The sequence below is a fragment of the Streptomyces sp. NPDC051684 genome, from assembly GCF_044453445.1.
GTDB lineage: Bacteria > Actinomycetota > Actinomycetes > Streptomycetales > Streptomycetaceae > Streptomyces.
The window spans coordinates 133,936-160,850 of sequence record NZ_JBITCS010000006.1 but is presented as its reverse complement, the minus strand read 5'-3'; the positions used below and the strand labels follow the sequence as shown (position 1 = coordinate 160,850).

Sequence of the window (26,915 nt, the reverse complement as noted above, 5' to 3'; positions counted from 1 at the left end):
CGAGTGTGACAGTGAGCGCATGAAGCGTCCTTTGTCCGCCGCCGTCGCCGTGTGTGCCTCGCTCGTCCTGCTCACCGGGTGCGGCGGTGGGACGGCCGGGCCCGACGCCAAGTCCCCCTCGCCGGGCGGCGGTTCGGAGCCCTCCGGGACGCCGTCCGCGAGCCGCTCCCCCGTCGCGGGAAAGGGTTCCGCGGACCCGGACGACATCAACGGCGACGGTCACCGGGACCTGCTGCTCCCGGTGGAGACACGGGCCGGGGAGTCTCGGAGCGAGCCCTCGGACGAACGCGTCCTCGTGGTGTACGGGTCGGCGCGCGGGCTCGATCCGGCGACCCGGACGGTGTGGGGGCGCGGCGATCTGGGGCTGCCCGCCGCGCAGTCCCCCACCGGCACCGACCGCCCCGAGGCCGTCGACGCGCGGCAGGTGGCCGTCGCGAACCTCGACGGGGACGGGTTCCCCGATCTCACCGTCCCGGTCATCGGCGAGGAGACCGTGAGCGACGGGATGCTCAGTGCCCGGCCCACCGTCTCGTACGTGATCTGGGGTGCGGCGCGCGGACCCGGCTCGGCCGGCCGCGGGCCGACGAAGCTGCGGCTGCCGCCCGCCGCCTCCGTGCTCAGGTTCCACACGGTGGTGCGCGGCGACTTCGACGGGGACGGGCGGCGCGATGTGGTCGTCGGTGACGACGGCAGCCGCAACGACGAACCGGGATCCGGGGCGGAGGTTCCCGAGGTCGCCGGGGCGCTGACGATGTACCCGGGCGACGGCGGCGCCCCGGTCCGCCGGGAGCTGCCGACGTCGAGCCGGCACCGGCAGGGCTTCCAGACCACGCTGGTGTACGCGGCGGGCGACCCCGACGGCGACGGACGGGACGGCGTCCTCGTCCCGACGGACCACGGCGTGGCGCTGCTGAACGGGACCGACGAGGTCGTGGAACTCGACCCCCAGGGCCCCGCCCACGCCCTCCCGTACTCCGCCGCGGACTTCAACACCGACGGCCACGACGAACTGATCCTGTCCGCCCCGCCGCACTGGTGGATCACATCCGGACGACGAGACGGATCGATGGAGCCCCTGCGGCGATTGAGCAGCGGGGCCCGGGGCGGAGCCCCGCGACCTCAGCCCTATGTGGCCGCGACGAACTCACGGATCGCCGCCGCCAAGGCACGTGGCTGATCCAACGGAATCAGCGTGCCGCAATCGTCCAGTTCCACCAGGCGACCTCGCGGCAACAGTTCCGCCAGCCGACGGCCATGCGCCAACGGCATCATCCGGTCCTGCTTGCCCCAGACCACCAGCGCGGGCCGGTCGTACTCCCGCAACGCGTCCGCCGCCTCCATCATCTCCGTCTTCACCCCGGACCGGAGATAGTGCAGCAGCAGCTTCCGCGCCGCCGGATCCTTGCGCAGCGGCTCGATCCAGTGGTCGATCAGCTCGTGCGGCACTGGCCGCTGCGACATCACCGCGTACCCCGTCCCTGGCATCCGCCGCAGGGGCCGCACGGACAGCGTGCGCACGAGCATCGTGATGCCGCCGGGGACCCGGGACATGACCTCCAGGAGCTTGCCCGCCGGGCCCGGCGGATAGTTGTCGAAGGCCTCACAGCCCGCGATGACCATGCGCCCCACCCGGTCGGGCCGCTCCGCGGCGAGCTGCTGGAGGCGCCCCGCGTCGTTCTCCACGAACACCGTGTCGTCGCCCAGCTTGAGCGCGTCGGCGAACTCGCCGATCAGCAACGCCACGGTGTGCGGGGTGATGCGGGCACCGGGCCGCACGGGCACGTGATTGCTCCCGTACGGGAGGGTGGGCACGATGCACCGCACGGACGAGCCCAGTTCGTCGACGACCTGCCGCCACACCGTGCCGTCCTGGGCGAGCCCGTGGAGGAGGACGACGGTCGTGCCGTCGCCTCCCGAGTCCTCGTACGCGATCGGGCCCACGGAGAGGTCCACCGAGAGTTCCGTCTGCTGCGTCATGGGGTCGAGCCTAGGGCCCTTCTGACGGATCGGCTGGATGCGGGAGGCCGCTCCGTTCGGCTCCCCGAGTGGGGTCTGGTGCGTGCAGCTGCAAGGCGCAAGATCCGTCAGAAGGGCCCTAGGGCCTGTCTTCAATCTTCCGTCTGCGCCGCTCCGGGCGACGACGGGAGATTGCAGACAGGCCCTAGGCGCGCAGGCGGCTCAGGGCAGGACGGCGATCCCGTCGAGTTCCACCATGGCCTGTTCGTCCCACAGCCGGCTCACTCCGATCACGGCCATCGCCGGGTAGTCACGACCCGCCAACTCTCGCCAGATCCGGCCGAGTTCGCGGGCGTTCTCCCGGTAGTCGGCCACGTCCGTGGCGTAGACGGTGACGCGCGCCAGGTGCTCCGGGGTGCCGCCGGACGCGCGCAGCGCGGTGAGCAGGTTCGTCAGGGCGCGGGTGAACTGGGCGGGGAGGGTGTCCCCCACGACCTTGCCGTCGGCGTCCAGGGACGTCTGCCCCGCGAGCATCACCATGCGGCCGCCCGTCGCGACGACGGCGTGGGAGAAGCCGGTGGGCGGGGAGAGTTCGGGCGGATTGACGCGCCGCAGGTCGCCGCTGTTGCTCCCGATGTGACTGTTGTCGCTCACGAGGTCTCCTTCTTGTTCCCCTTGTACAACTCGCGGGCGATGATGGCCCGTTGGACCTCGGAGGCCCCCTCGTAGATGCGGGGCGCCCGGACCTCGCGGTACAGGTGCTCCAGGACGTGGCCGCGGCGCAGCGCCCGCGCCCCGTGCAACTGCACGGCGGCGTCGACGACTTGCTGGGCCGTCTCCGTGGCGATGAGCTTCGCGGCGGCCGCGCGGCGCGGCACGTCCGGGGCGCCCTCGTCGTACGCACCGGCCGCCGCGTAGACCATGAGGCGCGCGGACTCGACCCGGACCGACATGTCGGCGACCTGGTGGGCGACGGTCTGGAGGTCCTTCAGCGGGGCACCGAACGCCTCCCGCTCGGCGGTGTGCGCGAGCGCCGCGTCGAGGGCGGCCTGTGCCATGCCGACGGCGAAGGCGCCGACGCTGGGCCGGAACAGGTTCAGCGTGCCCATCGCGACGCGGAACCCCGCGTCGACCTCGCCGAGCAGATCGTCGCGGGTGACGGGAACGCCGTCGAAGGCGAGCGTGCCGATGGGGTGCGGGGAGATCATGTCGAGGTGCTCGCCGGTCAGGCCCGGACGGTCGGCGGGGACCGCGAAGGCCGTCACGCCGCGTGCGCCCGCGCCCTGGGTGGTGCGGGCGAAGACCGTGTAGACGTCGGCCTCGGGCGCGTTCGAGATCCAGCACTTCTCGCCGGTGAGGCGCCAGCTGTCGCCGTCGTCGCCGGGCCGGGCCTCCAGGGACAGCGCCGCCGCGTCCGAGCCGGCGCCCGGCTCGCTCAGCGCGAAAGCCGCCACGGCCCGGCCCGCGGCCACCTCCGGAATCCACCGCTCGCGCACCGTCGTGCTGCCGTACGCGTGGATCGGGTGCGCCCCGAGCCCCTGGAGCGCGAGCGCCGTCTCGGCCTCGGTGCTGACGCGGGCCAGGGACTCGCGCAGCAGACACAGGTCGAGCGCGCCCGAGGTGAACAGGCGCTCAAGGAGCCCGAGTTGGCCGAGTTCGGCGACGAGGGGGCGGTTGACGCGGCCCGGCTCCCCCTTCTCGGCGAGCGGGGCGAGGCGGTCGGCCGCGAGGGCCCGTAGCTCACCACACCACGCGAGCTGTTCCGGTTCGAGCGAGAATGTCCCCATACGTGGTGCTCCTCTCACGGCTGCCTACCGGCCACACACAGGAACCGTATCGCGCCCCGTTGACTGTCGTCACCATCACGATACGCTCGATGCGCGCCGCCTCACCCGGCGACGGCATGCGAGCCACTCACCACGAGGGGGCGCCAGGCCATGACCCACCATCCAAACAACCCACTGCTGCCTTCCGGTCACGTCGACACCTTCGCGCGCGACCATCTGCCGCCCGCCGAGCTGTGGCCCGGCCTCACCTTCGAACTGCCCGAGCTGAGCTACCCGCAGCGACTCAACTGCGGCGCCGAACTCCTCGACGCCACCGTGGAACGGCACGGCGCGGACCGCCCGGCCCTCCACTCCCCCGGTCAAACACCCTGGTCGTACGGGGAGTTGAAGGCGACGGTCGACCGGATCGCGCACGTGCTCACCGACGACCTGGGCGTCGTGCCCGGCAACCGGGTGCTGCTGCGCGGCCCCACCACCCGACATCTCGCGGCCTGCTGGCTCGCCGTGATGAAGGCGGGGGCCGTCGCCGTGACCGTGCTCGCGCAACAGCGGGCGAGCGAGCTGGCGACGGTGTGCGGGATCGCGCAGGTGGGGCACGCGCTGTGCGACATCCGCTCGGTCGACGACCTCGCGAAGGCCGAGGTGCCGGGCCTGCGCATCACCACGTTCGGCGGGGACGGGCCCGACGACCTGCTGCACCGCGCGGCCCCGAAACCGGCGGTGTACGAGGCCGTGCCGACCTCTGCCGACGACGTCGCGCTGATCGCCTTCACCTCGGGGACCACCGGGCGGCCCAAGGGGTGCATGCACTTCCACCGGGACGTGCTCGCGGTCGCGGACACGTTCTCCGGGCACGTCCTGAGGCCGACCCCGGACGACGTGTTCGCGGGCAGCCCGCCGCTCGGCTTCACCTTCGGGCTCGGCGGGCTCGTGCTCTTCCCGCTGCGGGCGGGCGCCTCGGCGCTGCTGCTCGAACAGGCGGGCCCGCAGAAGCTGCTGCCCGCGATCGCCGAGCACCGGGTGTCGGTCGTGTTCACCGCGCCGACCGCGTACCGGGCGATGCTGCCCGAGCTGGCCGCGCACGACGTCTCGTCGCTGCGCCGCTGTGTGTCGGCGGGCGAGAATCTGCCGGCCGCGACCTGGCAGGCGTGGCAGGAGGCGACGGGCCTGCGCATCATCAACGGCATCGGCGCGACGGAACTGCTCCACATCTTCATCTCGGCGGCGGACGACGCGATCCGGCCGGGGACGACGGGCGTCCCCGTGCCCGGCTGGCAGGCCCGGATCGTCGACCCCGACGGCCACGAACTCCCGGACGGGGAACCGGGGTTGCTCGCGGTGCGCGGGCCCGTCGGCTGCCGCTACCTCGCGGACGAGCGGCAGACCGTGTACGTACGGCACGGCTGGAACGTCACCGGGGACACGTACGTCCGCGAGCCCGACGGCTACTTCCGGTACGTGGCCCGCGCCGACGACATGATCATTTCCGCCGGGTACAACATCGCGGGCCCCGAGGTGGAGGACGCGCTGCTGCGCCACCCGGACGTGGCGGAGGCGGCCGTGGTCGGGCGGCCCGACGAGGAGCGGGGGCAGGTCGCCGTCGCGTATGTGGTGCTGCGGGCGGGGGCGCGGCAGGACGTGGACGGTCTGCGCGAGTTCGTGAAGGCGGAACTGGTCCCCTACAAGTGTCCGCGCGCGATCGAGTTCCTGGACGCGTTGCCGCGCACGGCCACGGGGAAGCTCCAGCGGTTCCGGCTCCGTGAACCCGGAACCGTAGAGTGATCGCGTGCCCGAGCAGCCCACGCATACGCCCCGCTCCCTGATCGTCACCCTGTACGGCGCCTACGGCCGCGAGTTGCCGGGGCCGTTGCCGGTCGCCGAGCTGATCCGGCTGCTCGGTGCGGTCGGCGTCGACGCGCCGTCCGTGCGGTCGGCGGTGTCCCGGCTCAAGCGGCGCGGGCTGCTGGTTCCGGCGCGTACGGGGGCCGGGGCGGCCGGGTACGCGCTCTCCGACGACGCGCGTCAGCTTCTCGACGACGGTGACCACCGCATCTACGGGGGCGGGGCGGCCGGGGACGGGTGGGTGCTCGCGGTGTTCTCCGTGCCGGAGTCGGAGCGGGCCAAGCGGCACGTGCTGCGTTCCACGCTCAGCGGGCTCGGGTTCGGCACGGCAGCGCCAGGTGTGTGGCTGGCGCCCCTCGCCGTCTACGAGGAGACGCGGCACACGCTGGAGCGGATCGGGCTGTCCGGGTACGTGGAGCTGTTCCGCGGGGAACACCTGGGGTTCGCGGCGACGGCGGATGCGGTGGGACGGTGGTGGGATCTGGCGGCGCTCGCGAAGCTGCACGAGGCGTTCCTGGATGAGCATGAGCCGGTGCTGCGGTCATGGGAGTCCCGCGAGGACACGCCGCCGCGGGAGGCATACCGGGACTACCTCCGCGCCCTCGATTCCTGGCGCCATTTGCCGTACGCGGATCCTGGCCTGCCGCCGGGGCTCCTGCCGGAGGGGTGGCCGGGGGTGCGGGCGGCGGAGGTCTTCCGCGCCCTCGACGCACGGCTGCGGACCGCGGGCGCGGAGTTCGCCCGCACTCCGGCGCCCTGACCCCGGCCCCCTGACTGCGGCGCCCTAAGCGAACCCTCAGCTTCCTCCACGGCTTCTCTCAGAATGCCCTCTTAGCGTCGGTTCGCATGAGTCTGATGCGCAACATGAACCGGGCGCTGACCGCCACCACCGGCCTCCAGGTGCGCCGTGCGCCCAAGGGGCCCACGCCCGTCAAGAAGGCGGCACCGGCACGGCAGGCCGCCGCGGAGTATCGATGTACCGACGACCCGGGGACGGACCGGCTGCTCGGCCGGCCGGTGTTCATCATGTCGCCGGTGCGCTCGGGCTCGACCCTGCTGCGGATGCTGCTCGACGCGCACCCGCGGCTGCACGCCCCGCACGAACTGCACATCCGGCGCCTGGAGGTCGGCTACGGCAGCAAGCTGTCGCGGCGCGCCATGGACGCCCTCGACCTGAGCCGCGGCGACCTGGAGCACCTGCTGTGGGATCGCGTGCTGCACCGTGAACTCACCAGGTCCGGCAAGGACTTCATCGTCGAGAAGACGCCCAGCAACGCCTTCGCCTACCAGCGGATCCGCGACTGCTGGCCGGATGCCCGCTTCGTGTTCCTGCTGCGCCACCCCGTGTCCATCGCCCGGTCCTGGCACGAGAGCGACCCCGACAAGCGCACGTACGACGAGGCCTGCACGGACGCGCTGCGCTACATGAAGGCCGTCGACAACGCCCGCAAGGGCATCACCGGCGGGCACACCCTGCGCTATGAGGAGATCACGGCCGACCCGGAGGGGAAGCTGCGCACCCTGTGCACCTTCCTCGGGGTCGACTTCGAACCCTCCATGCTGGAGTACGGGGCCCGCGACGAGACGCAGGTCCAAAAGGGGCTCGGCGACTGGCGGGACAAGATCCGCAGCGGCAGCGTGCAGGCGGGGCGCGAGCTGCCCGAGGACGACGAGATCCCCGAGGTGCTGCGGCCCATCTCCAAGGCCTGGGGGTACCTGAAGTGAAGCCCCGGGCCGAGGTCGAGGAAGTGTGGCCGCGAGACGGGCGGATCGGCGTGGTCGGGCGGCTGGTCGGGGTGGACGCGAGGGCCGCCGACGCGTGGCGGCTGACGGTGACGCGGCGGTCGGGCACGGGCCAGGTGCTGTCGTACGACGTCGAGTGGGACGTCGACCGGTTCAGCTGCGCATGGGACGTGGCCGATCTCGCCGCGTACGGCGACGGGTTCGGCGGCACCGACCAGTGGGATCTGCATCTGACGGACGGCGCCGCGAAGCTGCGCGTCGGGCGCCGGCTCGACGACATCCGCGGCAAGAAGGCGATCTACGTCTATCCGCGACAGCCGGTGCCGGGGGCGGGGTTCGGCGTACGGCCGTACTTCACCGTCGAGGACAACCTGTCGCTGGAGTGCCGCGCATGAGGACCACCCCGATCCGATACCTGCTGCTGCACGCCTACGGACGCGGCGGCACCATCCGCACCGTCTTCAACCAGGCCAACTCCCTTGCCGCGGCGGGCTGGAACGTCGAGATCGTCAGCGCCGTGCGGCGGCGCGAGTCCCTGCAGTTCCCGCTGGACGAGCGGGTGCCGGTGACGACGGTCGTCGATCTGCGCGAGGGTGCCGCGCCCGCGGCCACGGAACCGGGGCTCGGCGGCTGGTGGCGTGCGCGTCGGCGCGACAGGCTGGCCGCGTCGCCCGCCCGCGAGGTCCCGCGCGGCGAGTTCGGCCACCGGTACTTCGACCGGCGCCTGGAGCTCGCCCTCGGCGCCTACCTTCGCTCGCTCACCGACGGTGTACTCGTCACGACGCGGCCCGCGCTGAACTTCCTCGCCGCCACGCACGCCACGGGCGGCGTGGTGCGGGTGGCACAGGAGCACATGAACCACGGCACGCACCGCCCCGACGTGCAGCGGCGCATCGTCGAGACGTACGGGTGCTTCGCGGCCGTCGCCGTACTGACGGAGCGCGACCGGAGCGAGTACGCACGGCTGCTGCCCGGCACCCGCGTCGTGCGGATCCCGAACGCCGTGCACTCGCTCGACCAGGTACCGGCGAACCCCGGCTCCAGGATCGTGGTCGCGGCCGGCCGGCTCTTCCCGCAGAAGGGCTTCGACCTGCTGATCCCCGCGTGGGCCAAACTCGTCCGGGAGTTTCCCGACTGGCAGCTGCGCATCTACGGCAGCGGCGAGAGGAAGACGCAGCTGCGTGCCCTGATCGAGCAGCACCACCTCTACAACCACGTCCTGCTGATGGGCCACACCGACCGGCTCGACGACGAACTCGCCAAGTCCTCGCTGTATGTGCTGAGTTCCCGCTTCGAGGGACTGCCGATGGTGATGATCGAGGCGATGGCGCACGCCCTCCCGGTGGTCTCCTTCGACTGCCCCACCGGCCCCGCCGACGTCCTCACGCACGGCGTGGACGGACTGCTCGTGCCGGAGCAGGACCCCGACGCCCTCGCCGACGCCCTCGCCCGCCTCATGGGCGACAGCGAGCTGCGTACGCGGATGGGCGGGGCCGCCCTGCTCACGGCGGCGGCCTACGGGCCCGACGCGGTGCACCCGCGGTGGGAGGCCCTCTTCACCGAACTGACCGAAACCGACCCCTGCGACCGCGACGGCCTGCGGGCCGCCGGCGGCTCCGCGGAAGGACTGCACGTATGACCACGGCCACGACGGACCGCCCACAGGGAGCCACGATCTGGCTCACCGGGCTGCCCAGTTCAGGAAAGACGACGGTGGCGCGCGCCCTCGCCGGACAGCTGCGCGCCGAGGGCCGGCGCGTCGAAGTGCTCGACGGCGACGAGGTCCGCCGCTTCCTCTCGGCGGGCCTCGGCTTCAGCCGCGCGGACCGCGACACGAACGTCCAGCGCATCGGTCTGGTCGCCGAAGTCCTGGCCCGCAACGGGGTGTTCGCCGTCGTGCCCGTCATCGCTCCGTACGCGGACAGCCGCGAGGCCGTCCGCAAGCGGCACGCCGCCAGCGCCACCCCGTACGTCGAGGTGCATGTCGCGACACCCGTCGAGGTGTGCAGCGAGCGCGATGTGAAGGGCCTGTACGCGCGTCAGGCGGCGGGGCAGCTGAAGGGGCTGACCGGGGTCGACGACCCGTACGAGCCGCCGGTGGACCCGGACCTGGCACTTCGGACGCAGCACCGGACGCCGCAGGAGTCGGCGGCCTCGGTGCGGGCGGTCCTGGCGGCGAGGGGGCTGGTGTGAGCGACACGTCGTACGCACTGAGCCACTTGGACGCGCTGGAGTCCGAGGCCGTGCACATCTTCCGCGAGGTGGCGGGCGAGTTCGAGCGGCCGGTGATCCTCTTCTCCGGCGGCAAGGACTCCATCCTCATGCTGCATCTGGCACTGAAGGCGTTCGCGCCCGCGCCGGTGCCGTTCCCGCTCCTCCATGTCGACACGGGGCACAACTTCCCCGAGGTCATCGCCTACCGGGATCGTGTGGTCGACACACATGGACTGACACTCCATGTGGCGTCCGTACAGGACTACATCGACCGTGGTGTGCTCCGCGAACGCCCCGACGGGACCCGCAACCCGCTCCAGACCGTGCCGCTGACGGAGACCGTCCGGGACGAGCGCTTCGACGCCGTGTTCGGCGGCGGACGCCGGGACGAGGAGAAGGCCCGCGCGAAGGAGCGGGTGTTCTCCCTGCGGGACGAGTTCTCCCAGTGGGACCCGCGCCGCCAGCGCCCGGAGCTGTGGCAGCTCTACAACGGCCGGCACGCGCCGGGCGAGCACGTCCGCGTGTTCCCGCTGTCGAACTGGACCGAACTGGACGTGTGGCAGTACATCGCCCGCGAGAACATCGAGCTGCCCGAGATCTACTTCGCGCACCACCGTGAGGTGTTCGACCGGGGCGGCATGTGGCTGACGGCCGGCGACTGGGGCGGCCCGAAGGACGGCGAGCGCGTCGAGAAGCGGCAGGTCCGCTACCGCACGGTCGGCGACATGTCGTGCACCGGGGCCGTCGACTCCGACGCCGAGACGCTCGATCAGGTCATCGCGGAGATCGCGACCTCCCGGCTCACGGAACGGGGAGCCACCCGCGCCGACGACAAGCTGTCCGAGGCCGCGATGGAAGACCGCAAGCGCGAAGGGTACTTCTAGAGATGTCTGTGTCTGTTGTTACTGAAGTGGGCACGTTGCGACTGGCCACGGCCGGTTCGGTCGACGACGGCAAGTCCACGCTCGTCGGCCGGCTCCTGCACGACTCGAAGTCGGTCCTCGCCGACCAGCTGGAGTCGATCTCCCGCACCGGCACGCCCGATCTGGCCCTGCTCACGGACGGCCTGCGTGCCGAGCGCGAGCAGGGCATCACGATCGACGTCGCGTACCGCTACTTCGCGACCCCGCGCCGCCGCTTCATCCTGGCGGACACCCCGGGGCACGTGCAGTACACGCGGAACATGGTGACCGGCGCCTCCACCGCGGAGCTGACGATCGTCCTGGTCGACGCCAGGAACGGGGTCGTCGAACAGACCCGCAGGCACGCGGCGGTCGCGCGGCTGCTGCGGGTCCCGCACGTCGTCCTGGCCGTGAACAAGATGGATCTGGTCGGGTACGAGGAAGCCGTGTTCACCCGGATCGCCGCCGAATTCGCCTCGTACGCCGAGGGCCTGGGGATCCCCGAGGTGACCGCGATCCCGATCTCGGCGCTGGCGGGCGACAACGTGGTGGACGCGTCCACGCGGATGGACTGGTACGGGGGTCCGACGGTCCTGGAGCACCTGGAGACGGTCCCGGCGACCGCCGGTTCCTCTTCGGCGCCGGCCCGCTTCCCGGTCCAGTACGTGATCCGGCACGGCGAATCCCGTTACTACGCGGGCCAGTTGGTCTCGGGGACCCTCCGGGTGGGCTCGGCCGTGACGGTCCACCCCTCGGGCCGTACGTCGACGATCGCGGCGCTCGACGTGCTGGGCACGAAAGTGGCCCAGGCGAACGCCGGAACCTCGCTCACGGTGCGACTCGCGGACGAACTCGACGTGGCACGCGGCGACCTGCTCGCACCGTCGGCCGACCGGGCGCCGACCGCGACGCGGGACGTGCGCGCGGCGGTGTGCCATGTGGCGGACCGGCCGCTGCGCGAGGGGCAGCGGGTCCTGGTGCGGCATGCCACGCGCACGGTGCGAGCGGTCGTCACGTCGGTGGCTCCCGAGGCGGAGTTGACGGCCAACGACCTGGGCACGGTGGCGCTCCGCACGGCGGAACCGCTCCCGCTGGACGCGTACGCCGAAGTGCGCCGGACCGGGGCTCTGCTCCTTCTGGACCCGTCGGACGGGACGACGCTGACGGCGGGGATGGTGGTGGCGCCTGCGCCGTCACCCCGGTAGGACAAGGCGCGGCTTGGGGGCATCCAAGCGGCCCGTCTGGGGGCGGCGGCTGCCCGCGCCGTACTGCGGGGGCCAGGCCGCCCCCGGACCCGCGTAGCCCTGTTCCGCCGCCGCGTGCAACGTCCAGTGCGGGTCGTACAGGTGCGGGCGGGCCAACGCGCAGAGGTCCGTACGGCCCGCCAGGACAAGGGAGTTGACGTCGTCCCACGACGAGATCGCGCCGACCGCGACGACCGGGACACCCGCCTCCGCCCGGATCCGGTCCGCGTACGGCACCTGGTAGGAGCGGCCGAACGCGGGCCGCTCGTCCGAGACCACCTGCCCCGTGGACACGTCGATCGCGTCGGCGCCGTGCGCGGCGAAGGCCCGGGCGATGGCGACCGCCTCCTCCTCGCTGGTGCCGCCCTCCGCCCAGTCCGTCGCGGAGATCCGCACCGTCATCGGCCGACCCTCCGGCCACACCGCACGTACCGCGTCGAAGACCTCCAGGGGGAACCGCATCCGGGCCTTTAGCGAGCCGCCGTAGGCATCCGTGCGCCGGTTCGTCAGCGGGGAGAGGAAACCGGACAGCAGGTAACCGTGCGCGCAGTGGAGTTCGAGGAGGTCGAAGCCCGCCTCCGCCGCGTTCCGTGCCGCCACCACGAACTGGTCCCGGACATCCGCCAGTTCGGCCGTCGTCAGCTCGCGCGGCAGCTGACTGTCCGGCCGGTAGCGCAGCGCGGACGGCGCGACCAGCGGCCAGTTGTCCTTGGGGGCCGGGAGCGGCTCGTCCATGCCCTCCCACATCAGGCGTGTGGAGCCCTTGCGGCCCGAGTGGCCGAGCTGCACGCCGATCGCCGTACCGGGAGCGCGAGTGTGGACGAAGTCCACGATCCGGCCCCAGGACGCCGCCTGTTCGGAGGTGTAGAGGCCCGCGCAGCCCGGCGTGATGCGGCCCTCCGCGCTCACGCACACCATTTCCGTCATGACGAGACCGGCGCCGCCGAGCGCCCGCGCCCCCAGATGCACGAGGTGGAAGTCGCCCGGCACCCCGTCCACCGCCGAGTACATGTCCATCGGTGACACCACGACCCGGTTGCGCAGCTCCAGGCCGCCGATCCGGAACGGCGTGAACATCGGGGGCGTGCCCTCGGGGCAGCCGAACTCCCGCTCCACCGACTCCGTGAAGTCCGCGTCCCGCAGCCGCAGGTTGTCGTGCGTCACCCGGCGCGAGCGCGTCAGCAGGTTGAAGGCGAACTGGAGGGGCGGCTGACCGAGGTAGCGGTCCAGCTCCTCGAACCACTGGAGGCTGGCGCGCGCCGCCCGCTGCGTCGACGCGACGACGGGCCTGCGCTCCTCCTCGTACGCGGCCAGCGCCGCGTCGGTCGTCGGCTGCTCGGTCAGGCTCGCGGCGAGCGCGAGCGCGTCCTCGACGGCGAGCTTCGTGCCGGAGCCGATGGAGAAGTGCGCGGTGTGCGCGGCGTCGCCGATGAGGACGCAATTGCCGTGCGACCAGCGGTCGTTGACGACCGTGCGGAAGGTGAGCCAGGAGGAGTTGTTGGTCCGCAGGGGGCGTCCGCCGAGCGCGTCCTTGAAGATCTTCGCGCAGGTCTCGATCGACTCCCGTACGTCCATGTCCGCGAAGCCGGCCGCCCGCCACACCTCGTCGCGCATCTCGACGATGACCGTGGACCCGTCGGCACTGTACGGGTAGCCGTGCAGCTGCATCACGCCGTGCTCCGTCTCCGCGATGTCGAAGCGGAAGGCGTCGAAGGCGAAGTCGGCGGCGAGCCAGATGTAGCGGTTGCGGTGCTCCTCGATGTGCGGCCCGAACGCGTCCGCGTACGTCTCGCGGGTCTTGCTGTGCACGCCGTCGGCCGCGATCACCAGGTCGTACGCCGTGCGGAGTTCGGCGATCGGCGGGGCCTCCGACTGGAAGCGCAGGTCCACGCCGAGCTCGCGGCAGCGCTCGTGCAGGATCTCCAGGAGCCGGCGGCGGCCGAGCGCCGCGAACCCGTGCCCGGACGAGGTGTGGCGCTGCCCCCGGTGCACGATGTCGATGTCGTCCCAGCGCACGAACTCGTCCTGGAGCGCCCGGTAGACCACCGGGTCGGCGTGCTCGATGCCGCCGAGGGTCTCGTCGGACAGGACGACGCCGAAGCCGAACGTGTCGTCGGGGGCGTTGCGCTCCCAGACCGTGATCTCCCGGTCCGGGTCGAGGCGCTTGAGGAGGGCGGCGGCGTACAGGCCGCCGGGGCCGCCGCCGATGACGGCGATGCGCCGGGCGCGGACGGTCATCGGCCGGTCACCTCCCCTGCCACTTCGGCGGGCGCTTGGCGGTGAACGCCGCGTGGAACTCGGCGTAGTCCTCGCCGTGCATCAGAAGTGCCTGCGTGGCGGCATCCATCTCGATGGCTCCGGCCAGCGGCATGTCCAGCTCCGCCGTCAGGAGCGCCTTCGTCTGCGCGTACGCGAGGGCGGGGCCCTCGGCGAGGCGGTGGGCGAGGGTCTGCGCGGCCTCGTCGGCCCGGCCCTCGTCGGTCAGCTCGCTGATCAGGCCGATGCGCTCGGCCTCGGGCGCGCGGACCGCGTCGCCGAGCATCAGGAGGCGGGTGGCGTGGCCGAGGCCGACAACGCGGGGCAGCAGATAGGCCGCGCCCATGTCGCCGCCGGACAGGCCGACCTTCGTGAACAGGAACGCGAAGCGGGCGCTGGGGTCGGCGACGCGGAAGTCGGAGGCGAGCGCGAGGACCGCGCCCGCCCCGGCCGCGACCCCGTGCACGGCGGCGACCACCGGGAACGGGGCCTCGCGCACGGCGCGGACGACCTGTCCGGTCATCCGGTTGAAGTCGAGGATCTGCGCGGTGTCCATGGAGAGCGTGGCGCCGATGATCTCGTCGACGTCGCCGCCGGAGCAGAAGCCGCGGCCCTCGCCGGCGAGGACGAGGGCGCGCACGGACTTGGTCCGGGACAGCTCCGCGAGGAGGTCGCGCAGGTCGGCGTAGGCGCCGAAGGTGAGCGCGTTGAGCTTCTCGGGGCGGGCGAGGGTGACGGTCGCGACGCCGCTCTCGTCCACGGCGTAGTCGAGGTGCTGCCAGGTGTCGGTGCGGGGGGTGGATCCGGTGAAAGGACTCATGCGGTGCCTCCGGCGGGTCAGGGGGCGTGCCGAGGAGGAGCGAGACGACTCGACCGTATCACCGCATCGTGACTGCCGTCACGAGTGCGCGATAAGGCGGGAGGGGTCGTACGTCCCGGTGCGCACCGACGAGAGCCTCTTTCGCCCCACGCCGTACCATTCATAAGGTTGAACGCAGGACAGTCCCCCTTGAGCCCGTTCCTCCGAGCCCGCCCCAGAGCCGCATACGCGCCCTCCGCCCCCAGGATTCCGCCGTGACTCCCTTCTCCGGTCCCCCCACGCCCACGTCGTGGCGCATAGCGCTCCCGCACACGGCCGCGGCCGTGCCGGTCGCGCGCGCCCTCGTGCGGACGGCGCTGTCCGAGCTCGAGTCACCGGCCGCGGACGCGGACACTGCGGAGCTGCTGACGGCGGAGCTGGTGGCGAACGCGGTGGAGCACACGACGGGGGACACGCCGATCGAGCTGGTCGTGGAGATGCTCGACTCCGGCTGTCAGGTCGAGGTGCACGACACGGACCCGGCGCCGCCGTCCGACCTCACCAATCCCGAGGACGAAGGGCTGCCCGACCCCTGGCAGGAGCACGGTCGCGGCCTGCTCCTGATCCGCACGCTCAGCTCGTCGTGCGGGCACCGCCCCACCGATTCCGGCAAGGCGGTGTGGTTCACCCTGCCCTCTACGGTGCCGGCGCAGCGCCCGGCGTCCGAGGCGTAGTCCCCTCGCCGCCGCCGTCGCTGTCGCCGAGCCGCGAGTTGCGGCGGCCGTACAGCGCGTACACGAGCGCGCCCACGACGAGGAACACCGCGAACTGGACCCAGGTCGTCCAGCCCGTGCCCCAGATCAGGTAGAGGCAGAAGCCGACACCCAGGACCGGGCTGACCGGGTAGAGCGGCACCCGGAACGAGCGCTTCAGGTCGGGGTGCGAGCGGCGCAGCGCGATCACCGCGATGTTCACGACGACCATGGTGGCGAGCGTGCCGATGGTCGTGAGGTTGACGACGGCGTCCAGCGAGGAGAACGCGGCCGGGATCGCGAAGACGAGCGCCACGATCCAGGTGTTGGTGACCGGCGTGTGCGTCTTCGGCGAGACCCGCTCGAAGACCCGCGGGATCAGCCCGTCGCGGGACATCGACATCAGGATCCGCGTCTGCCCGTACATCACCGCGAGGACGACGGAGGCGATGGCGACGACCGCGCCGAAGGCGATCACGCCGCCGCCGATGTCCGAGCCTGTGACCTGGTCGACGACGAGGGAGAGCGCGGCCGGCTTGTTGCCCACGGCGTCCGCGCCGAGCGCGCCGATGGCGGCGACGGCCACGGCGACGTAGAGCAGCGTGACGATGCCGATGCAGATCAGGATCGCGAGCGGGATGTTGCGCCGCGGGTCCTTGACCTCTTCGCCCGCCGTGGTGACCGCGTCGAAGCCGATGTACGAGAAGAAGGCGAGCGAGGCCCCGGAGGTCACGCCCGCCATGCCGTCCCTGAGGAACGGGGTGAGGTTCCCGGCCTCGAACGCGGAGTAGGCGACAGCGCAGAACACGATCAGGATGCCGATCTTGAGCACGGCCATCGCGGCGGTCGCCCGCGCGCTCTCCCGGATCCCGCGCACCAGCAGCGTGGCGGCCATCAGTATCACCAGCACGGCGGGCAGGTTGACCACGCCGCCGTCGGCGGGCCCGGCGGACAGGGCCTCGGGCAGCTGCCGGCCGAAGACGCTGTCGAGCAGTTCGTTCAGGTACTGGCTCCAGCCGACCGCCACGGCCGACACCGAGACGCCGTACTCCAGGAGCAGACACCAGCCGACGAGGAACGCGACGCGCTCGCCGAGGGTCGCGTAGGCGAAGGAGTACGAGGATCCGGAGACCGGGATCGCGCTGCCCAGCTCGGCGAAGGAGAACGCCGTGAAGATGCAGGTGATCGCGGCGAGGACGAAGGAGAGGATGACGGCGGGACCGGCCTCGGCGACCGTGTCGGACAGGCCGACGAAGATGCCGGTGCCGACGATCGCGCCGACGCCGAAGCACACGAGCTGGAAGAGCCCCATGGTGCGCCTGAGGCCGTGGCCTTCGAGGTCGGCGCCCGATTCGGCGATGAGGGACTCGGGCGACTTGATGCGCAGGCCGGACGGGGTCGGCGACATGGGGTGGTGCTCTTTTCTGGTGGTGCGGGTGCGGTGGGGGTGGCCGCATGCCGGTGGGGCCGGAGAAGGTGTTCCGGCCCCACCAGTTTGAACCGTTGTTCAGTGATTGTGCGGTTTGTCGCTACTGGCCGAGCGTGGCGACCATGACGGCCTTGATGGTGTGCATCCGGTTCTCCGCCTCGTCGAAGACGACGGAGTGCTCCGACTCGAAGACCTCGTCGGTGACCTCCAGGGACTCCAGGCCGTACTTGGCGTGGATCTCGCGGCCGACCTTCGTGCCCAGGTCGTGGAAGGCGGGGAGGCAGTGCAGGAACTTCACGTCCGCGTTGCCCGTGGCGCGCAGCACGTCCATCGTCACCGCGTACGGCGTGAGCGCCTTGATGCGCTCGTCCCAGATCTCCTCCGGCTCGCCCATCGACACCCAGACGTCGGTGACCACGAAGTCGGCGCCGGCGACGCCCTCCTCGACGGTCTCCGTGAGCGTGATGCGGGCGCCGCTGGCGGCGGCCAGCTCACGGGCCTTGGCGACGACCTCCTCGGCCGGCCAGTAGGACTTCGGCGCGACGATCCGGACGTCCATGCCGAGCAGGGCGCCGGTGACAAGGTAGGAGTTCCCCATGTTGAAGCGGGCGTCGCCGAGGTAGGCGAAGGACATCTCGGTGAGCGGCTTGGCGCTGTGCTCGGTCATCGTGAGCACGTCGGCGAGCATCTGCGTGGGGTGCCAGTCGTCGGTCAGGCCGTTGTAGACGGGCACGCCCGCGTACTCGGCGAGCGTCTCGACGATGGCCTGCTCGTCGCCCCGGAACTCGATGGCGTCGAACATCCGGCCAAGCACACGGGCGGTGTCCTTGCTCGACTCCTTCTTGCCGATGTGCGAGCCGGCCGGGTCGATGTACGTCGTCGAGGCGCCCTGGTCGGCGGCCGCGACCTCGAAGGAGCAGCGCGTGCGCGTGGACGCCTTCTCGAAGATCAGCGCCACGTTCCTGCCCTTGAGGCGCTGCGTCTCGGTCCCCGCCTTCTTGGCCGCTTTCAGCTCCGCGGCCAGGTCGACCAGACCTCGGAACTCCTCGGCGGTGAAATCCAGCTCCTTGAGGAAGTGGCGGCCGGTGAGGTTCATTCGGGGGCTCCTGCGCATGACTCGGGGACGGGGTCGGGACGGTGGAAGTCTATACGATGTTCCACATTTCTATTCATGATTGTTTCCGGATCATGCGCTTCCGTGCCTACCCGAACGTGCGGTCCCCCGCCAGCCACGTGCCCCGTACCCGGATCTCCCGCAGCCGCATGGGATCAGTGGTCCGCGGGTCCGCCGACAGCCACACCAGGTCCGCGGGCGCCCCCGGCACGAGCGCGCCCCGCTCGTCGGCGAACGCCTGGTGCGCCGAGCCCGCCGTGTACGCGGCCAGCGCCTCCTCGACCGTGAGCCGCTGATGGGGCAGCCAGCCGTCCTCCGGGTCGCCGTCGAAGGTCCGCCGGGTCACCGCGATCTGGATCCCCTCCAGCGGCTCGTACGAGCTGACCGGCCAGTCGCTGCCGAACGAGAGCCGCACTCCCCCGCGCTCCAGCTCGCCCATCGGGTACTGGAGCGCCGAGCGCTTGTCGCCGATGCGCGGCACGGAAAGCACGGTCTGCAACGGGTCGGGCTGCGCCCACAGCGGCTCGAAGTTGGCGATCACCCCGAGTGCGGCGAAGCGCGGCAGGTCGGCGGGGTCGACGAGCTGGACGTGGGTGATCACGGGGCGCCGGTCCCACGCCTCGTTGGCCTCGACCGCCGGCTCGATCGCGTCGAGCGCGGCCCGCACCCCGGCGTCACCGATGGCGTGGATGTGGATCTGGAAGCCGTCCGCGTCGAAGGCCCGCACCGCCTCGGCCAGGGCGGCCGGCTCCCAGACGGGCATTCCGCAGCTGTGCGGGGCGTCGTCGTACGGCTCCAGGAGCGCGGCGGTGCCGCCCTCGATCACGCCGTCGGCGAAGAACTTCACGGTGCGGGCCGTCAGCAGGTCGCCGCCCTCGGCCTCGACGCGGCGGCGCTGTTGCGTGAACGCGGGCCGCTGCTCGCGCCAGCGGTCCGGGTCGGCGCGCTGGGCGAGGTTGACGCGGAAGCACAGCGCGTCCCGGCGGGCGGCCTCCAGGTAGGCGTCGACCATCTCCGGTTCCACCCAGGCGTCCTGAACCCACGTCAGGCCCGCCTTCGCGTACGCCTCCCCGGCCACACCGATCGCGTCGACCAGCTCGTCGACGGGGCGGCCCGGCACCCGGTCGAGCACCAGGTCGCAGGCGTGCCACTCGCGCAGGGTGCCCATGGGGGTGCCGTCGGGGCGGCGCACGATCCAGCCGAGGCGCGGCTCGGGCGTCGTCGTGTCCACCCCGGCGCGGCGCAGCGCCTCGGTGTTGCACCACACCGTGTGGTAGTCGTACGCCCGCAGCACGACCGGCCGGTCCGGCACTGCTGCGTCCAGCCAGCGGGCGTCGAACTCCCCGTCGGGGACGAGCGCCGGGTCGTAGCTGGCGCCGACGATCCACTCCTCCCCGGGGTGCGCCGCGGCCCACCGTCCGACATCGGCGACGATCTCCTCGACCGACCCCAACTCCTTGATCTGCGGGCCGAAGTGTTCCAGGCCGCCGAAGAGGGGGTGGGCGTGGCCGTCGCCGAAGGAGGGCATGAGCAGGCCGCCGTCGCCGAGGTCGAGCACCTCGTCGGCGGTGGCGGCGAGTTCCTCGGCCGCCGCTCCGAGGGCGAGGATCCGGCCGTCGTCGGCCACGGCGAGCGCGGCGACGTCGCCGTGCGCGGCGCTTCCGGTGCGGACGGTGCCGCGGATTACCAGCACGTACAGGGTCCTTTCGATGCGATGAATCAGACGCTCTCGGCGTCGACCGTGGTCAGCCGGGCGTACGCGGCCGGGTCGCGGCGCCGCACGCGCAGCGCGACCGCGATCCCGAGCGCGAACAGCACGGGCAGCGGCGCGAGCAGTACCGCGTTGACGCCCGCCGTCGCGCCCGTGAGCAGGTCGAGGTTGACGCAGGCGAGGCCGATCAGGACCACGAGCCCGGCGAAGGAGACGAGCGGCGCGAGCACCACCCGCCACGCGGGCAGCCCGCGCCGGTCGCGGCGGAAGAACCCGTACACGGCGAGCGCGGCGCAGGCCTGCATCAGCATCACGCCGAGGATGCCGGTGCCGTTGGTCCACAGGAACGTGACGCTGTAGGGGTCCACGCCCGCGATCAGCGTCACGACGACCGTGAGCAGCGCGATGGCCGACTGCGCGAGGACGGCGACGGCGGGCGAGCCGGTGCGGGCGGTGACCCGGCCGAGGCGGCGCGGCAGCAGGCCCTCGCGGCCGAGCGCGTAGAAGTAGCGGGTGGCGCCGTTGTGGAAGGCGAGGGTGGCGGCGAAGGCGCTGGTGATGATGAGGAGGTGCATGGCGTCGGCGGCCCAGGCCCCGGCGAACCGTTCGGTCGCGGTGAACACCATGTCGCCGCCGCCGTCCCCGTTCGCGACGCGCTGCGCGGCGTCCGCCCCGTACGCGTTGATGATCATCCAGACCGTGAAGGTGTAGAAGAGCGCGAGGAACGCGACGGCGATGTACGTGGCGCGCGGCACCGTGCGCTCCGGCTCGCGGGCCTCCTCGGCGTAGATCGCGGTCGCCTCGAAGCCGACGAACGCGCCGATGGCGAGGACGAACATGCCGCCGACGCCGCCGTTGAGGAGGTGGCCCGGCGACAGGACTGCGAACTCGGGGCCGTGCGGTCCGCCGCCGTGCGCGAACACCCCCGCCTCGAACACCAGCAGGACGAGCACTTCGAGGACCAGCGCGACGCCCAACACCTTCGCGCTGAGAGTGACTTCGAGGTACCCGAGCACGCCGATGGCGACGAGTCCGGCGAGCGCCCACGCCCACCACGGAACCAGTACGCCGGTCAGGTCCTGGAACCCCGACTCGGTGAACCAGCCGAAGGCGGCGAGGAGTCCGACCTCGATCGCGTTGTACGCGAGCAGCGCGACGTACGCGGCGCCGACTCCGGCGGGGCGGCCGAGGCCCCGGCCGATGTACGCGTAGAAGGCGCCGGCGTTGCGCACATGGCGGCTCATCGCGGTGAAACCGGCAGCGAAGACGATCAGGAGCAGTCCGGAGACGAGGTAGCCGAGCGGTGCGCCCCGGCCCGCCATTCCGATGGCGAGCGGCGCCACGCCCGCCATGACGGTCAGCGGCGCGGCGGCGGCCACGACGAAGAAGACCAGGTCGCCGGTGCCGATGGCGCCCTTCTCCAGGGTGGGGGCGGAGCCGGCCGCGCCGTTTTCGGTCCCGATGGACGACGTCAAAACGAATACCTTTCGTTTGGCGGGTCGCCAGGACCGTATGCCGGACAAGGGGCGTCTGGGAAGATCGCCGCCGCCGGCCCGCTCAGGTGTTCACGGGGCTGCGCTCAGGCAGTGACCGGGTCCCGCTCGACCGGGCAGCTCATGCAGCGCGGGCCGCCGCGGCCGCGCCCCAGTTCGCTGCCCGGGATCTCGATGACCTCGATGCCCTGCTTGCGCAGGAACGTGTTCGTCGTGGCGTTGCGCTCGTACGCGACGACGACGCCCGGCTCGACGGCGAGCACATTGCAGCCGTCGTCCCACTGCTCGCGCTCGGCGGCGTGCACGTCCTGCGTCGCGGTCAGCACCCGGATCCCGGAGAGCCCGAGCGCGGCGGCGATGGCGCGGTGCATGTGCTCGGGCGGGTGGTCGGTGACCTTCAACTCGGCGCCGGACGTGCCCGGTTCGATGGTGTACGAGCGGAGCATGCCGAGCCCCGCGTACTGCGTGAACGTATCGCCGTCGACCATCGTCATCACCGTGTCGAGGTGCATGAAGGCACGTCTCTTCGGCATGTCGAGGGCGACGATGGTGCGCGCGGAGCCCGCCGCGAACAGCTTGTGCGCGAGCATCTCCACGGCCTGCGGGGTGGTGCGCTCGCTCATCCCGATGAGGACGGCGCCCTGGCCGATGACGAGGACGTCGCCGCCCTCGATGGTCGACGGATAGTCGGCCTGCCCCTCGGACCACACATGGAATCCCCCGTCCGCGGCGGCGTCCCGGAACAGCGGATGGTGCCGGTAGATCGCCTCGAAGTGCACGGTCTCGCGCTGCCGGGCCGGCCAGCGCATCGCGTTGATGGACACCCCGTCGTAGATCCACGCCGAGGTGTCGCGGGTGAACAGGTGGTTGGGCAGCGGGCCGAGCAGGAAGTCGTCGAGCTCCATGACGTGGAAGCGGACGGAGGTCGGCTCCGGGTGGGCGTCGAGGAACTCCCGCTTGGTCATCCCACCGATGAGCGCCTCGGCGAGCTCCGCGGACGGCAGCGTCTCGAAGGCGGCCCGGAGGTGGTCGGTGGCGAGCGGGCCGTACTCCTTCTCGTCGAAGACCCGGTCGAGCACGAGGCCGCGGGCGGCGTCGACGTCGAGGGCCTCGGTGAGCAGATCCCCGAACAGGTGCACGCTGACGCCCCGGTCGCGCAGGACGTCGGCGAACCCGTCGTGCTCCTGGCGGGCCCGGCGCACCCACAGCACGTCGTCGAAGAGCAACTGGTCCTTGTTGCTGGGCGTGAGGCGCTTCAGTTCGAGGTCGGGCCTGTGCAGAATCACTCGGCGTAGGCGACCGGCCTCGGAGTCGACGTGGAATCCCATGTGCCCATCCTTACCCCGGCCACCCGTGGTTGCGCCCCGGGGCTCCGCCCCAGCCCCCGCGCCTCAATCGCCGGCGGGGCTTGATCCATCAAGCCCCTGCGGCGATTGAGCAGCGGGGTCCGGGGCAGAGCCCCGATCTTTGAAGCCCGGTCGACCGCGACGGGACGTCAGAGCCGAGGATCGACCGGCTCGGACTCAAGCGCCAGGACCGCGAACACCGCCTCATGCACCCGCCACAACGGCTCCCCCTCCGCCAACCGATCCAGGGCCTCCAGGCCCACCCCGTACTCCCGGATCGCCAACGACCGCTTGTGCCCAAGAAACCGCTGCCGCAACTTCGCCAGATTCCCCGGCCGCGTGTACTCCGGCCCGTACACGATCCGGAGGTACTCGCGCCCACGGCACTTCACCCCCGGCTGCACGAGCCGCCCCTTCGTATCCCGCACCAGCGCCCCGACCGGCTTGACGACCATGCCCTCACCGCCCCGCCCGGTCATCTCCAGCCACCAGTCGATCCCGGCCCGCACAGACGCGGCGTCCCCCGTGTCGACGTACAGCCGCCGCGTCGTCCGCAGCAGCCCACTCGTGTCGTGCGCGACGACCCGGTCGATGAGCGCGAGCTGCTCGTCGTGCGCAAGACCGGCGAGCGAGCGCCCCTGAACGGCCAAGATTTGGAACGGCGCGAGCCGCACCCCGTCGAGCCCGTCCGTGCTCCAGCAGTAGCGCCGGTACGCGTCCGTGAACGCGGCGGCGTCGGCCGCGCGGCCACGCTGCCGCTCAAGGAGTTCACCCACGTCGACACCCCGCTCCGCCGCCGCCTCCAACGCCCCGAGCGCCCCCGGGAACGCGGCGCCGGACGCCGCGCCCACCGCCGCGTACTGCGCGCGCAGCAACCCGGACGCCTTGAGCGACCACGGCAGCAACTCGGCGTCGAACAGTACCCAGTCGCCCGCGCCGGAGGCGCTGTCGGACGCAGCGAGCTCCTCCCAGAGACCGGCGGCGGTGACGGCGTCCCGCACCCGCCCGAGGACTGCCTCTGTGGTCGCCGCGTCGTCGAAGAACGGCCGCCCGGTGCGCGTGTAGACCGAACCGGTGACCGCCTCACCGCCCTCCTCGGACACGCCGAACCGCTCCCGCGCCGCCTCCGCGTCCCGGCACACCAGCACCACGGCCCGCGAGCCCATGTGCTTCTCCTCGCACACGACCCGCTCCACCCCGTCGGCGGCGTACTGCGCGAACGCCTCCGCCGGGTGCTCCAGGTAGCCGTCCACCTCGGACGTCGCGGTCGGCGCCATCGTCGGCGGCAGATACGGCACAAGGCGCGGATCGACCGCGAACCGGCTCATCACCTCCAGGGCCGCCGCCGCGTTCTCCTCGCGCACGGTGACGCGGCCCGTGTGCCGGGTCTCCACGCTCCGGCGCCCCCGCACATCGGCGAGGTCCAGCGGCCGCCCCTCGTGCCCGCCCGGCGCCTCGGTCCCCAGCGGCCTGACCGGCTCGTACCAGACCTGCTCGGCCGGTACGTCGACCAGCTCGCGCTCCGGCCAGCGCAGCGCGGTGAGCTTTCCGCCGAACACGGCGCCCGTGTCGAGGCAGATGGTGTTGTTGAGCCACGTAGCGGTCGGCACGGGAGTGTGGCCGTAGACCACGGCGGCCTGGCCGCGATAGTCCTCCGCCCACGGGTAGCGCACCGGAAGGCCGAATTCGTCGGTCTCACCGGTCGTGTCCCCGTACAGCGCGTGCGAACGGACCCGTCCCGACGTGCGCCCGTGGTACTTCTCGGGCAGTCCGGCGTGGCACACGACGAGCTTCCCGCCGTCGAGGACGTAGTGACTGACCAGCCCCTCGACGAACGTGCGCACCTCCGCGCGGAACTCCTCGCTCTCCCCGCCCAGCTGCTCGACCGTCTCGGCGAGGCCGTGCGTGGGCCGCACGTTGCGCCCCTTCAGCCAACGGCCCAGCTTGTTCTCGTGGTTGCCCGGCACGCACAGTGCCGTACCGGCCTTCACCATGCCCATCACGCGGCGCAGCACGCCGGGCGTGTCGGGGCCGCGGTCGACGAGGTCGCCGACGAAGACGGCGGTCCGCCCCTCGGGGTGCGCCCCGTCCACGAAGCCCAACTTGCCGAGCAGCGCCTCGAGTTCGTTCGCACAGCCGTGGATGTCGCCGATGATGTCGAACGGTCCGGTGAGGTGCGTCAGATCGTTGAACCGCTTCTCGCGCACGACGCCCGCGCCCTCGACCTGCTCGACGCCGCGCAGCACGTGCACCTTGCGGAAGCCCTCGCGCTCCAAGTGCTTGAGGGAGCGGCGCAGTTCACGGGTGTGGCGGGTGATGACGCGGCGCGGCATGTCGGCGCGGTCGGTGCGCCCGGCGTTCCGCGCGGCGCACACGTCCTCCGGCACGTCGAGCACGATGGCGATGGGCAGCACGTCGTGCTTCCGCGCCAGCTCGACGAGCTGACGGCGGGACTCCTGCTGCACGTTGGTCGCGTCGACCACGGTCAGCCGGCCGGCCGCGAGCCGCTTGCCCGCGATGTAGTGCAGCACGTCGAAGGCGTCGCGGCTGGCCCCCTGGTCGTTCTCGTCGTCGGCCACCAGGCCGCGGCAGAAGTCGCTGGAGATCACCTCGGTCGGCTTGAAGTGGGCGCGCGCGAACGTGGACTTGCCCGAGCCGGACGCCCCGACCAGCACGACGAGCGAGAGATCGGTGACGGGCAGCACGCGCCCTGTGGTGGTGTCCGTGGCGGTCATACGGCTGTCGCCTCCTTCTCGTTCGTACGCGTCGTGTCGTTCGTCGCGTCTGTCGTCGTGTCTGTCGTCGTCCCGGTCGTCGTGAACACCGCCATCTGCGTCGGCGGGCCCACCTCCGGGTCGTCCTCCCCCACCGGCACGTACCGCACCGCGTATCCGTGCCGCGCCGCGACCCGCTCCGCCCAGTCGCGGAACTCGGCCCGCGTCCACTCGAACCGGTGGTCGCCGTGCCGGACGTGCCCGGCGGGCAGGGACTCCCAGCGGACGTTGTACTCGACGTTCGGCGTGGTCACGACGACCGTACGGGGCCGCGCCGAACCGAACACCGCGTACTCGAGCGCGGGCAGCCTCGGCAGGTCGAGGTGCTCGATCACCTCGCTGAGCACCGCGGCGTCGTACCCCTTGAGCCGCTTGTCGGTGTACGTGAGCGCCCCCTGCACCAGCCGGACGCGCGCCGCCTGCCGCTCCCCCAGCCGATCGAGCTTCAGCCGCCGGGACGCCACGGTGAGCGCCCGCACGGACACGTCCACCCCCACGATCTCGGTGAACCGCACCTCCTTGAGCAGCTCGCCCACCAACTGGCCCTGCCCGCAGCCCAGATCGAGCACCCGGACGGCGCCGGAGCCGCGCAGCGCGTCGAGGATCGCCTCCCTGCGCCGCACCGCCAGCGGCACCGGCCGCTCCTCGGTGTCGCTCTCCTCGTCCACGGCGTTGTCGATCTCGTCGACGTCCGTGTCGTCGGCGTCCGCGAGCCGGGCCAGCTCCAAGCGCTCCATGGCCTGCCGGGTCAGCGACCAGCGCCGCGACAGATACCGGCCGACGATCAGCTTCTGCTCCGGGTGCCCGGCCAGCCAGCCGTCCCCAGCCCGCAGCAACTTGTCCACCTCGTCGGACGACACCCAGTAGTGCTTGGCGTCGTCGAGCACCGGCAGCAGCACGTACAGGTGCCGCAGCGCGTGCGCGAGCCGCAATTCGCCCTCCAGGACCAGCCGCACGTACCGCGAGTCGCCCCACTCGGGGAACCGCTCGTCCAGCGGAACGGCCGTCGCCTCGACCGCCCACCCGAGCGGCTCGAACAGCTTCCGTACGAGGTCGGCGCCGCCGCGCGCGGGCAGCGCGGGCACCTCGACGCGCAACGGCAGCGCCTGCTCCGCGCGCTCCGGGCGGGCCTTGCACACACCGCGCAGCGCGCTGGAGAAGACATTGCTCAACGCGACGGCGAGCAGCGACGACGCGGCGTACGGCCGGTCGTTCACGTACTGCGCGAGCGCCGCGTCGGGCGCGCCGCCCCGCCCCTTGCCCCGGCCCCGCCGGGCCAGCGCCACGGGGTCCACTTCCAGCAGCAGCGCGGCCGTGCACCGCTCGTCGTCCGCCTCGGGGTAGAAGACGTGCGCGGTGCCGTGCGCCGTGCTGAAGGCCTGGGCGTTCGCCGGATGCTTGTGCAGCAGAAAGCCCAGGTCGGTGGCCGGATTGGCGGCATTGCCGGTGGTGGAGATCGTCAGAAGCACACGGCCGAGTATGGCTCCGGCCGCGCCCTCGCCACCATGGGTTTTCGCCCGCACGACGGCGCCCGCGTCATCGAAGGACGCGCC

The 26,915-nt window shown here is 72.0% G+C and carries 22 protein-coding genes; 10 read left to right on the top strand and 12 right to left on the bottom strand.

What is annotated here, in order from left to right:
- The first annotated feature begins 19 nt into the window (after window positions 1-19).
- Window positions 20-1,177: an FG-GAP repeat domain-containing protein gene (locus ACIA8D_RS09810; RefSeq protein WP_399230422.1), complete on the top strand. Its 1,158-nt coding sequence runs from the start codon at window positions 20-22 to the stop codon at window positions 1,175-1,177.
- Here ACIA8D_RS09810 and ACIA8D_RS09805 read toward each other — a convergent pair.
- The 3 genes from ACIA8D_RS09805 to ACIA8D_RS09795 form a co-directional block, all read right to left on the bottom strand.
- On the bottom strand, window positions 1,126-1,977 hold the full coding sequence (locus ACIA8D_RS09805; protein WP_399230421.1) for an alpha/beta fold hydrolase: 852 nt from the start codon (window positions 1,975-1,977) through the stop codon (window positions 1,126-1,128). The genes ACIA8D_RS09810 and ACIA8D_RS09805 overlap by 52 nt on opposite strands.
- A 201-nt stretch (window positions 1,978-2,178) precedes the next feature.
- A complete protein-coding gene (locus ACIA8D_RS09800; protein ID WP_399230418.1) occupies window positions 2,179-2,610 on the bottom strand; it encodes a RidA family protein in 432 nt (143 codons plus the stop codon).
- Complete coding sequence (locus tag ACIA8D_RS09795) at window positions 2,607-3,743, bottom strand: acyl-CoA dehydrogenase family protein (RefSeq protein ID WP_399230416.1); 1,137 nt, start codon at window positions 3,741-3,743, stop codon at window positions 2,607-2,609. The genes ACIA8D_RS09800 and ACIA8D_RS09795 overlap by 4 nt, the downstream gene beginning before the upstream one ends.
- A gap of 150 nt (window positions 3,744-3,893) precedes the next feature.
- On the opposite strand from ACIA8D_RS09795, the gene ACIA8D_RS09790 reads away from it, so the two are divergent.
- From ACIA8D_RS09790 to ACIA8D_RS09755, 8 genes are all read left to right on the top strand, one after another.
- Window positions 3,894-5,525 (top strand): AMP-binding protein, encoded by a 1,632-nt coding sequence (locus ACIA8D_RS09790; RefSeq protein WP_399230413.1) that lies wholly within the window; start codon window positions 3,894-3,896, stop codon window positions 5,523-5,525.
- A 4-nt stretch (window positions 5,526-5,529) separates the two neighbouring features.
- The gene (locus tag ACIA8D_RS09785) at window positions 5,530-6,345 is read left to right on the top strand and encodes a PaaX family transcriptional regulator C-terminal domain-containing protein (RefSeq protein WP_399230411.1); all 816 of its coding nucleotides are present in this window, start codon (window positions 5,530-5,532) and stop codon (window positions 6,343-6,345) included.
- A gap of 86 nt (window positions 6,346-6,431) precedes the next feature.
- Window positions 6,432-7,310, top strand: a complete 879-nt coding sequence (locus ACIA8D_RS09780) for a sulfotransferase family protein (protein WP_399230409.1) — start codon at window positions 6,432-6,434, stop codon at window positions 7,308-7,310.
- On the top strand, window positions 7,307-7,723 hold the full coding sequence (locus ACIA8D_RS09775; protein ID WP_399230408.1) for a hypothetical protein: 417 nt from the start codon (window positions 7,307-7,309) through the stop codon (window positions 7,721-7,723). The genes ACIA8D_RS09780 and ACIA8D_RS09775 overlap by 4 nt, the downstream gene beginning before the upstream one ends.
- Window positions 7,720-8,967 (top strand): glycosyltransferase family 4 protein, encoded by a 1,248-nt coding sequence (locus ACIA8D_RS09770; RefSeq protein WP_399230405.1) that lies wholly within the window; start codon window positions 7,720-7,722, stop codon window positions 8,965-8,967. Before ACIA8D_RS09775 ends, ACIA8D_RS09770 begins: the two co-directional genes overlap by 4 nt.
- The gene (cysC, locus tag ACIA8D_RS09765) at window positions 8,964-9,521 is read left to right on the top strand and encodes an adenylyl-sulfate kinase (RefSeq protein WP_399230403.1); all 558 of its coding nucleotides are present in this window, start codon (window positions 8,964-8,966) and stop codon (window positions 9,519-9,521) included. Before ACIA8D_RS09770 ends, cysC begins: the two co-directional genes overlap by 4 nt.
- Window positions 9,518-10,426 (top strand): sulfate adenylyltransferase subunit CysD, encoded by a 909-nt coding sequence (gene cysD, locus ACIA8D_RS09760; RefSeq protein WP_399230400.1) that lies wholly within the window; start codon window positions 9,518-9,520, stop codon window positions 10,424-10,426. Before cysC ends, cysD begins: the two co-directional genes overlap by 4 nt.
- 2 nt (window positions 10,427-10,428) lie before the next feature.
- A complete protein-coding gene (locus ACIA8D_RS09755) occupies window positions 10,429-11,649 on the top strand; it encodes a sulfate adenylyltransferase subunit 1 (protein WP_399230398.1) in 1,221 nt (406 codons plus the stop codon).
- Here the strand turns inward: ACIA8D_RS09755 and ACIA8D_RS09750 are convergent.
- Both ACIA8D_RS09750 and ACIA8D_RS09745 read right to left on the bottom strand, forming a co-directional pair.
- Window positions 11,638-13,926, bottom strand: a complete 2,289-nt coding sequence (locus ACIA8D_RS09750) for a bifunctional salicylyl-CoA 5-hydroxylase/oxidoreductase (RefSeq protein ID WP_399230396.1) — start codon at window positions 13,924-13,926, stop codon at window positions 11,638-11,640. The two genes, ACIA8D_RS09755 and ACIA8D_RS09750, sit on opposite strands and share 12 nt — an antisense overlap.
- Before the next feature lie 7 nt (window positions 13,927-13,933).
- Window positions 13,934-14,764: an enoyl-CoA hydratase family protein gene (locus ACIA8D_RS09745; protein ID WP_399230394.1), complete on the bottom strand. Its 831-nt coding sequence runs from the start codon at window positions 14,762-14,764 to the stop codon at window positions 13,934-13,936.
- A 254-nt stretch (window positions 14,765-15,018) separates the two neighbouring features.
- Here ACIA8D_RS09745 and ACIA8D_RS09740 point away from each other — a divergent pair, with 254 nt between their 5' ends.
- A complete protein-coding gene (locus ACIA8D_RS09740) occupies window positions 15,019-15,477 on the top strand; it encodes an ATP-binding protein (RefSeq protein ID WP_399230392.1) in 459 nt (152 codons plus the stop codon).
- On the opposite strand, the gene ACIA8D_RS09735 is transcribed toward ACIA8D_RS09740, so the two are convergent.
- From ACIA8D_RS09735 to ACIA8D_RS09705, 7 genes are all read right to left on the bottom strand, one after another.
- Window positions 15,440-16,903: an amino acid permease gene (locus tag ACIA8D_RS09735; RefSeq protein ID WP_399230391.1), complete on the bottom strand. Its 1,464-nt coding sequence runs from the start codon at window positions 16,901-16,903 to the stop codon at window positions 15,440-15,442. The two genes, ACIA8D_RS09740 and ACIA8D_RS09735, sit on opposite strands and share 38 nt — an antisense overlap.
- Window positions 16,904-17,024: 121 nt before the next feature.
- Window positions 17,025-18,020, bottom strand: coding sequence for an ornithine carbamoyltransferase (gene argF, locus ACIA8D_RS09730; RefSeq protein WP_399230388.1), 996 nt, complete (start codon window positions 18,018-18,020; stop codon window positions 17,025-17,027).
- Between the two features lie 106 nt (window positions 18,021-18,126).
- The gene (locus ACIA8D_RS09725; RefSeq protein WP_399230386.1) at window positions 18,127-19,731 is read right to left on the bottom strand and encodes an amidohydrolase; all 1,605 of its coding nucleotides are present in this window, start codon (window positions 19,729-19,731) and stop codon (window positions 18,127-18,129) included.
- A 26-nt stretch (window positions 19,732-19,757) separates the two neighbouring features.
- Window positions 19,758-21,224, bottom strand: coding sequence for an APC family permease (locus ACIA8D_RS09720; protein ID WP_399230384.1), 1,467 nt, complete (start codon window positions 21,222-21,224; stop codon window positions 19,758-19,760).
- Window positions 21,225-21,328: 104 nt separating this feature from the next.
- Window positions 21,329-22,570 (bottom strand): arginine deiminase, encoded by a 1,242-nt coding sequence (locus ACIA8D_RS09715; protein WP_399230383.1) that lies wholly within the window; start codon window positions 22,568-22,570, stop codon window positions 21,329-21,331.
- Window positions 22,571-22,737: 167 nt separating this feature from the next.
- Complete coding sequence (locus tag ACIA8D_RS09710) at window positions 22,738-25,323, bottom strand: polynucleotide kinase-phosphatase (protein ID WP_399230381.1); 2,586 nt, start codon at window positions 25,321-25,323, stop codon at window positions 22,738-22,740.
- A complete protein-coding gene (locus ACIA8D_RS09705) occupies window positions 25,320-26,831 on the bottom strand; it encodes a 3' terminal RNA ribose 2'-O-methyltransferase Hen1 (RefSeq protein ID WP_399230677.1) in 1,512 nt (503 codons plus the stop codon). Before ACIA8D_RS09705 ends, ACIA8D_RS09710 begins: the two co-directional genes overlap by 4 nt.
- Between the last annotated feature and the right edge of the window lie 84 nt (window positions 26,832-26,915).

Bases quoted from the DNA above. Each gene is read 5' to 3' on its own strand.
- ACIA8D_RS09745 (WP_399230394.1), bottom strand. From the start codon at position 14,764: ATGAGTCCTTTCACCGGATCCACCCCCCGCACCGACACCTGGCAGCAC.
- cysC (WP_399230403.1), top strand. From the start codon at position 8,964: ATGACCACGGCCACGACGGACCGCCCACAGGGAGCCACGATCTGGCTC.
- ACIA8D_RS09805 (WP_399230421.1), bottom strand. From the start codon at position 1,977: ATGACGCAGCAGACGGAACTCTCGGTGGACCTCTCCGTGGGCCCGATC.
- ACIA8D_RS09795 (WP_399230416.1), bottom strand. From the start codon at position 3,743: ATGGGGACATTCTCGCTCGAACCGGAACAGCTCGCGTGGTGTGGTGAG.
- ACIA8D_RS09710 (WP_399230381.1), bottom strand. From the start codon at position 25,323: ATGACCGCCACGGACACCACCACAGGGCGCGTGCTGCCCGTCACCGAT.
- ACIA8D_RS09780 (WP_399230409.1), top strand. From the start codon at position 6,432: ATGAGTCTGATGCGCAACATGAACCGGGCGCTGACCGCCACCACCGGC.
- argF (WP_399230388.1), bottom strand. From the start codon at position 18,020: ATGAACCTCACCGGCCGCCACTTCCTCAAGGAGCTGGATTTCACCGCC.
- ACIA8D_RS09735 (WP_399230391.1), bottom strand. From the start codon at position 16,903: ATGTCGCCGACCCCGTCCGGCCTGCGCATCAAGTCGCCCGAGTCCCTC.
- ACIA8D_RS09755 (WP_399230398.1), top strand. From the start codon at position 10,429: ATGTCTGTGTCTGTTGTTACTGAAGTGGGCACGTTGCGACTGGCCACG.
- ACIA8D_RS09790 (WP_399230413.1), top strand. From the start codon at position 3,894: ATGACCCACCATCCAAACAACCCACTGCTGCCTTCCGGTCACGTCGAC.
- ACIA8D_RS09715 (WP_399230383.1), bottom strand. From the start codon at position 22,570: ATGGGATTCCACGTCGACTCCGAGGCCGGTCGCCTACGCCGAGTGATT.
- ACIA8D_RS09810 (WP_399230422.1), top strand. From the start codon at position 20: ATGAAGCGTCCTTTGTCCGCCGCCGTCGCCGTGTGTGCCTCGCTCGTC.
- ACIA8D_RS09770 (WP_399230405.1), top strand. From the start codon at position 7,720: ATGAGGACCACCCCGATCCGATACCTGCTGCTGCACGCCTACGGACGC.
- ACIA8D_RS09750 (WP_399230396.1), bottom strand. From the start codon at position 13,926: ATGACCGTCCGCGCCCGGCGCATCGCCGTCATCGGCGGCGGCCCCGGC.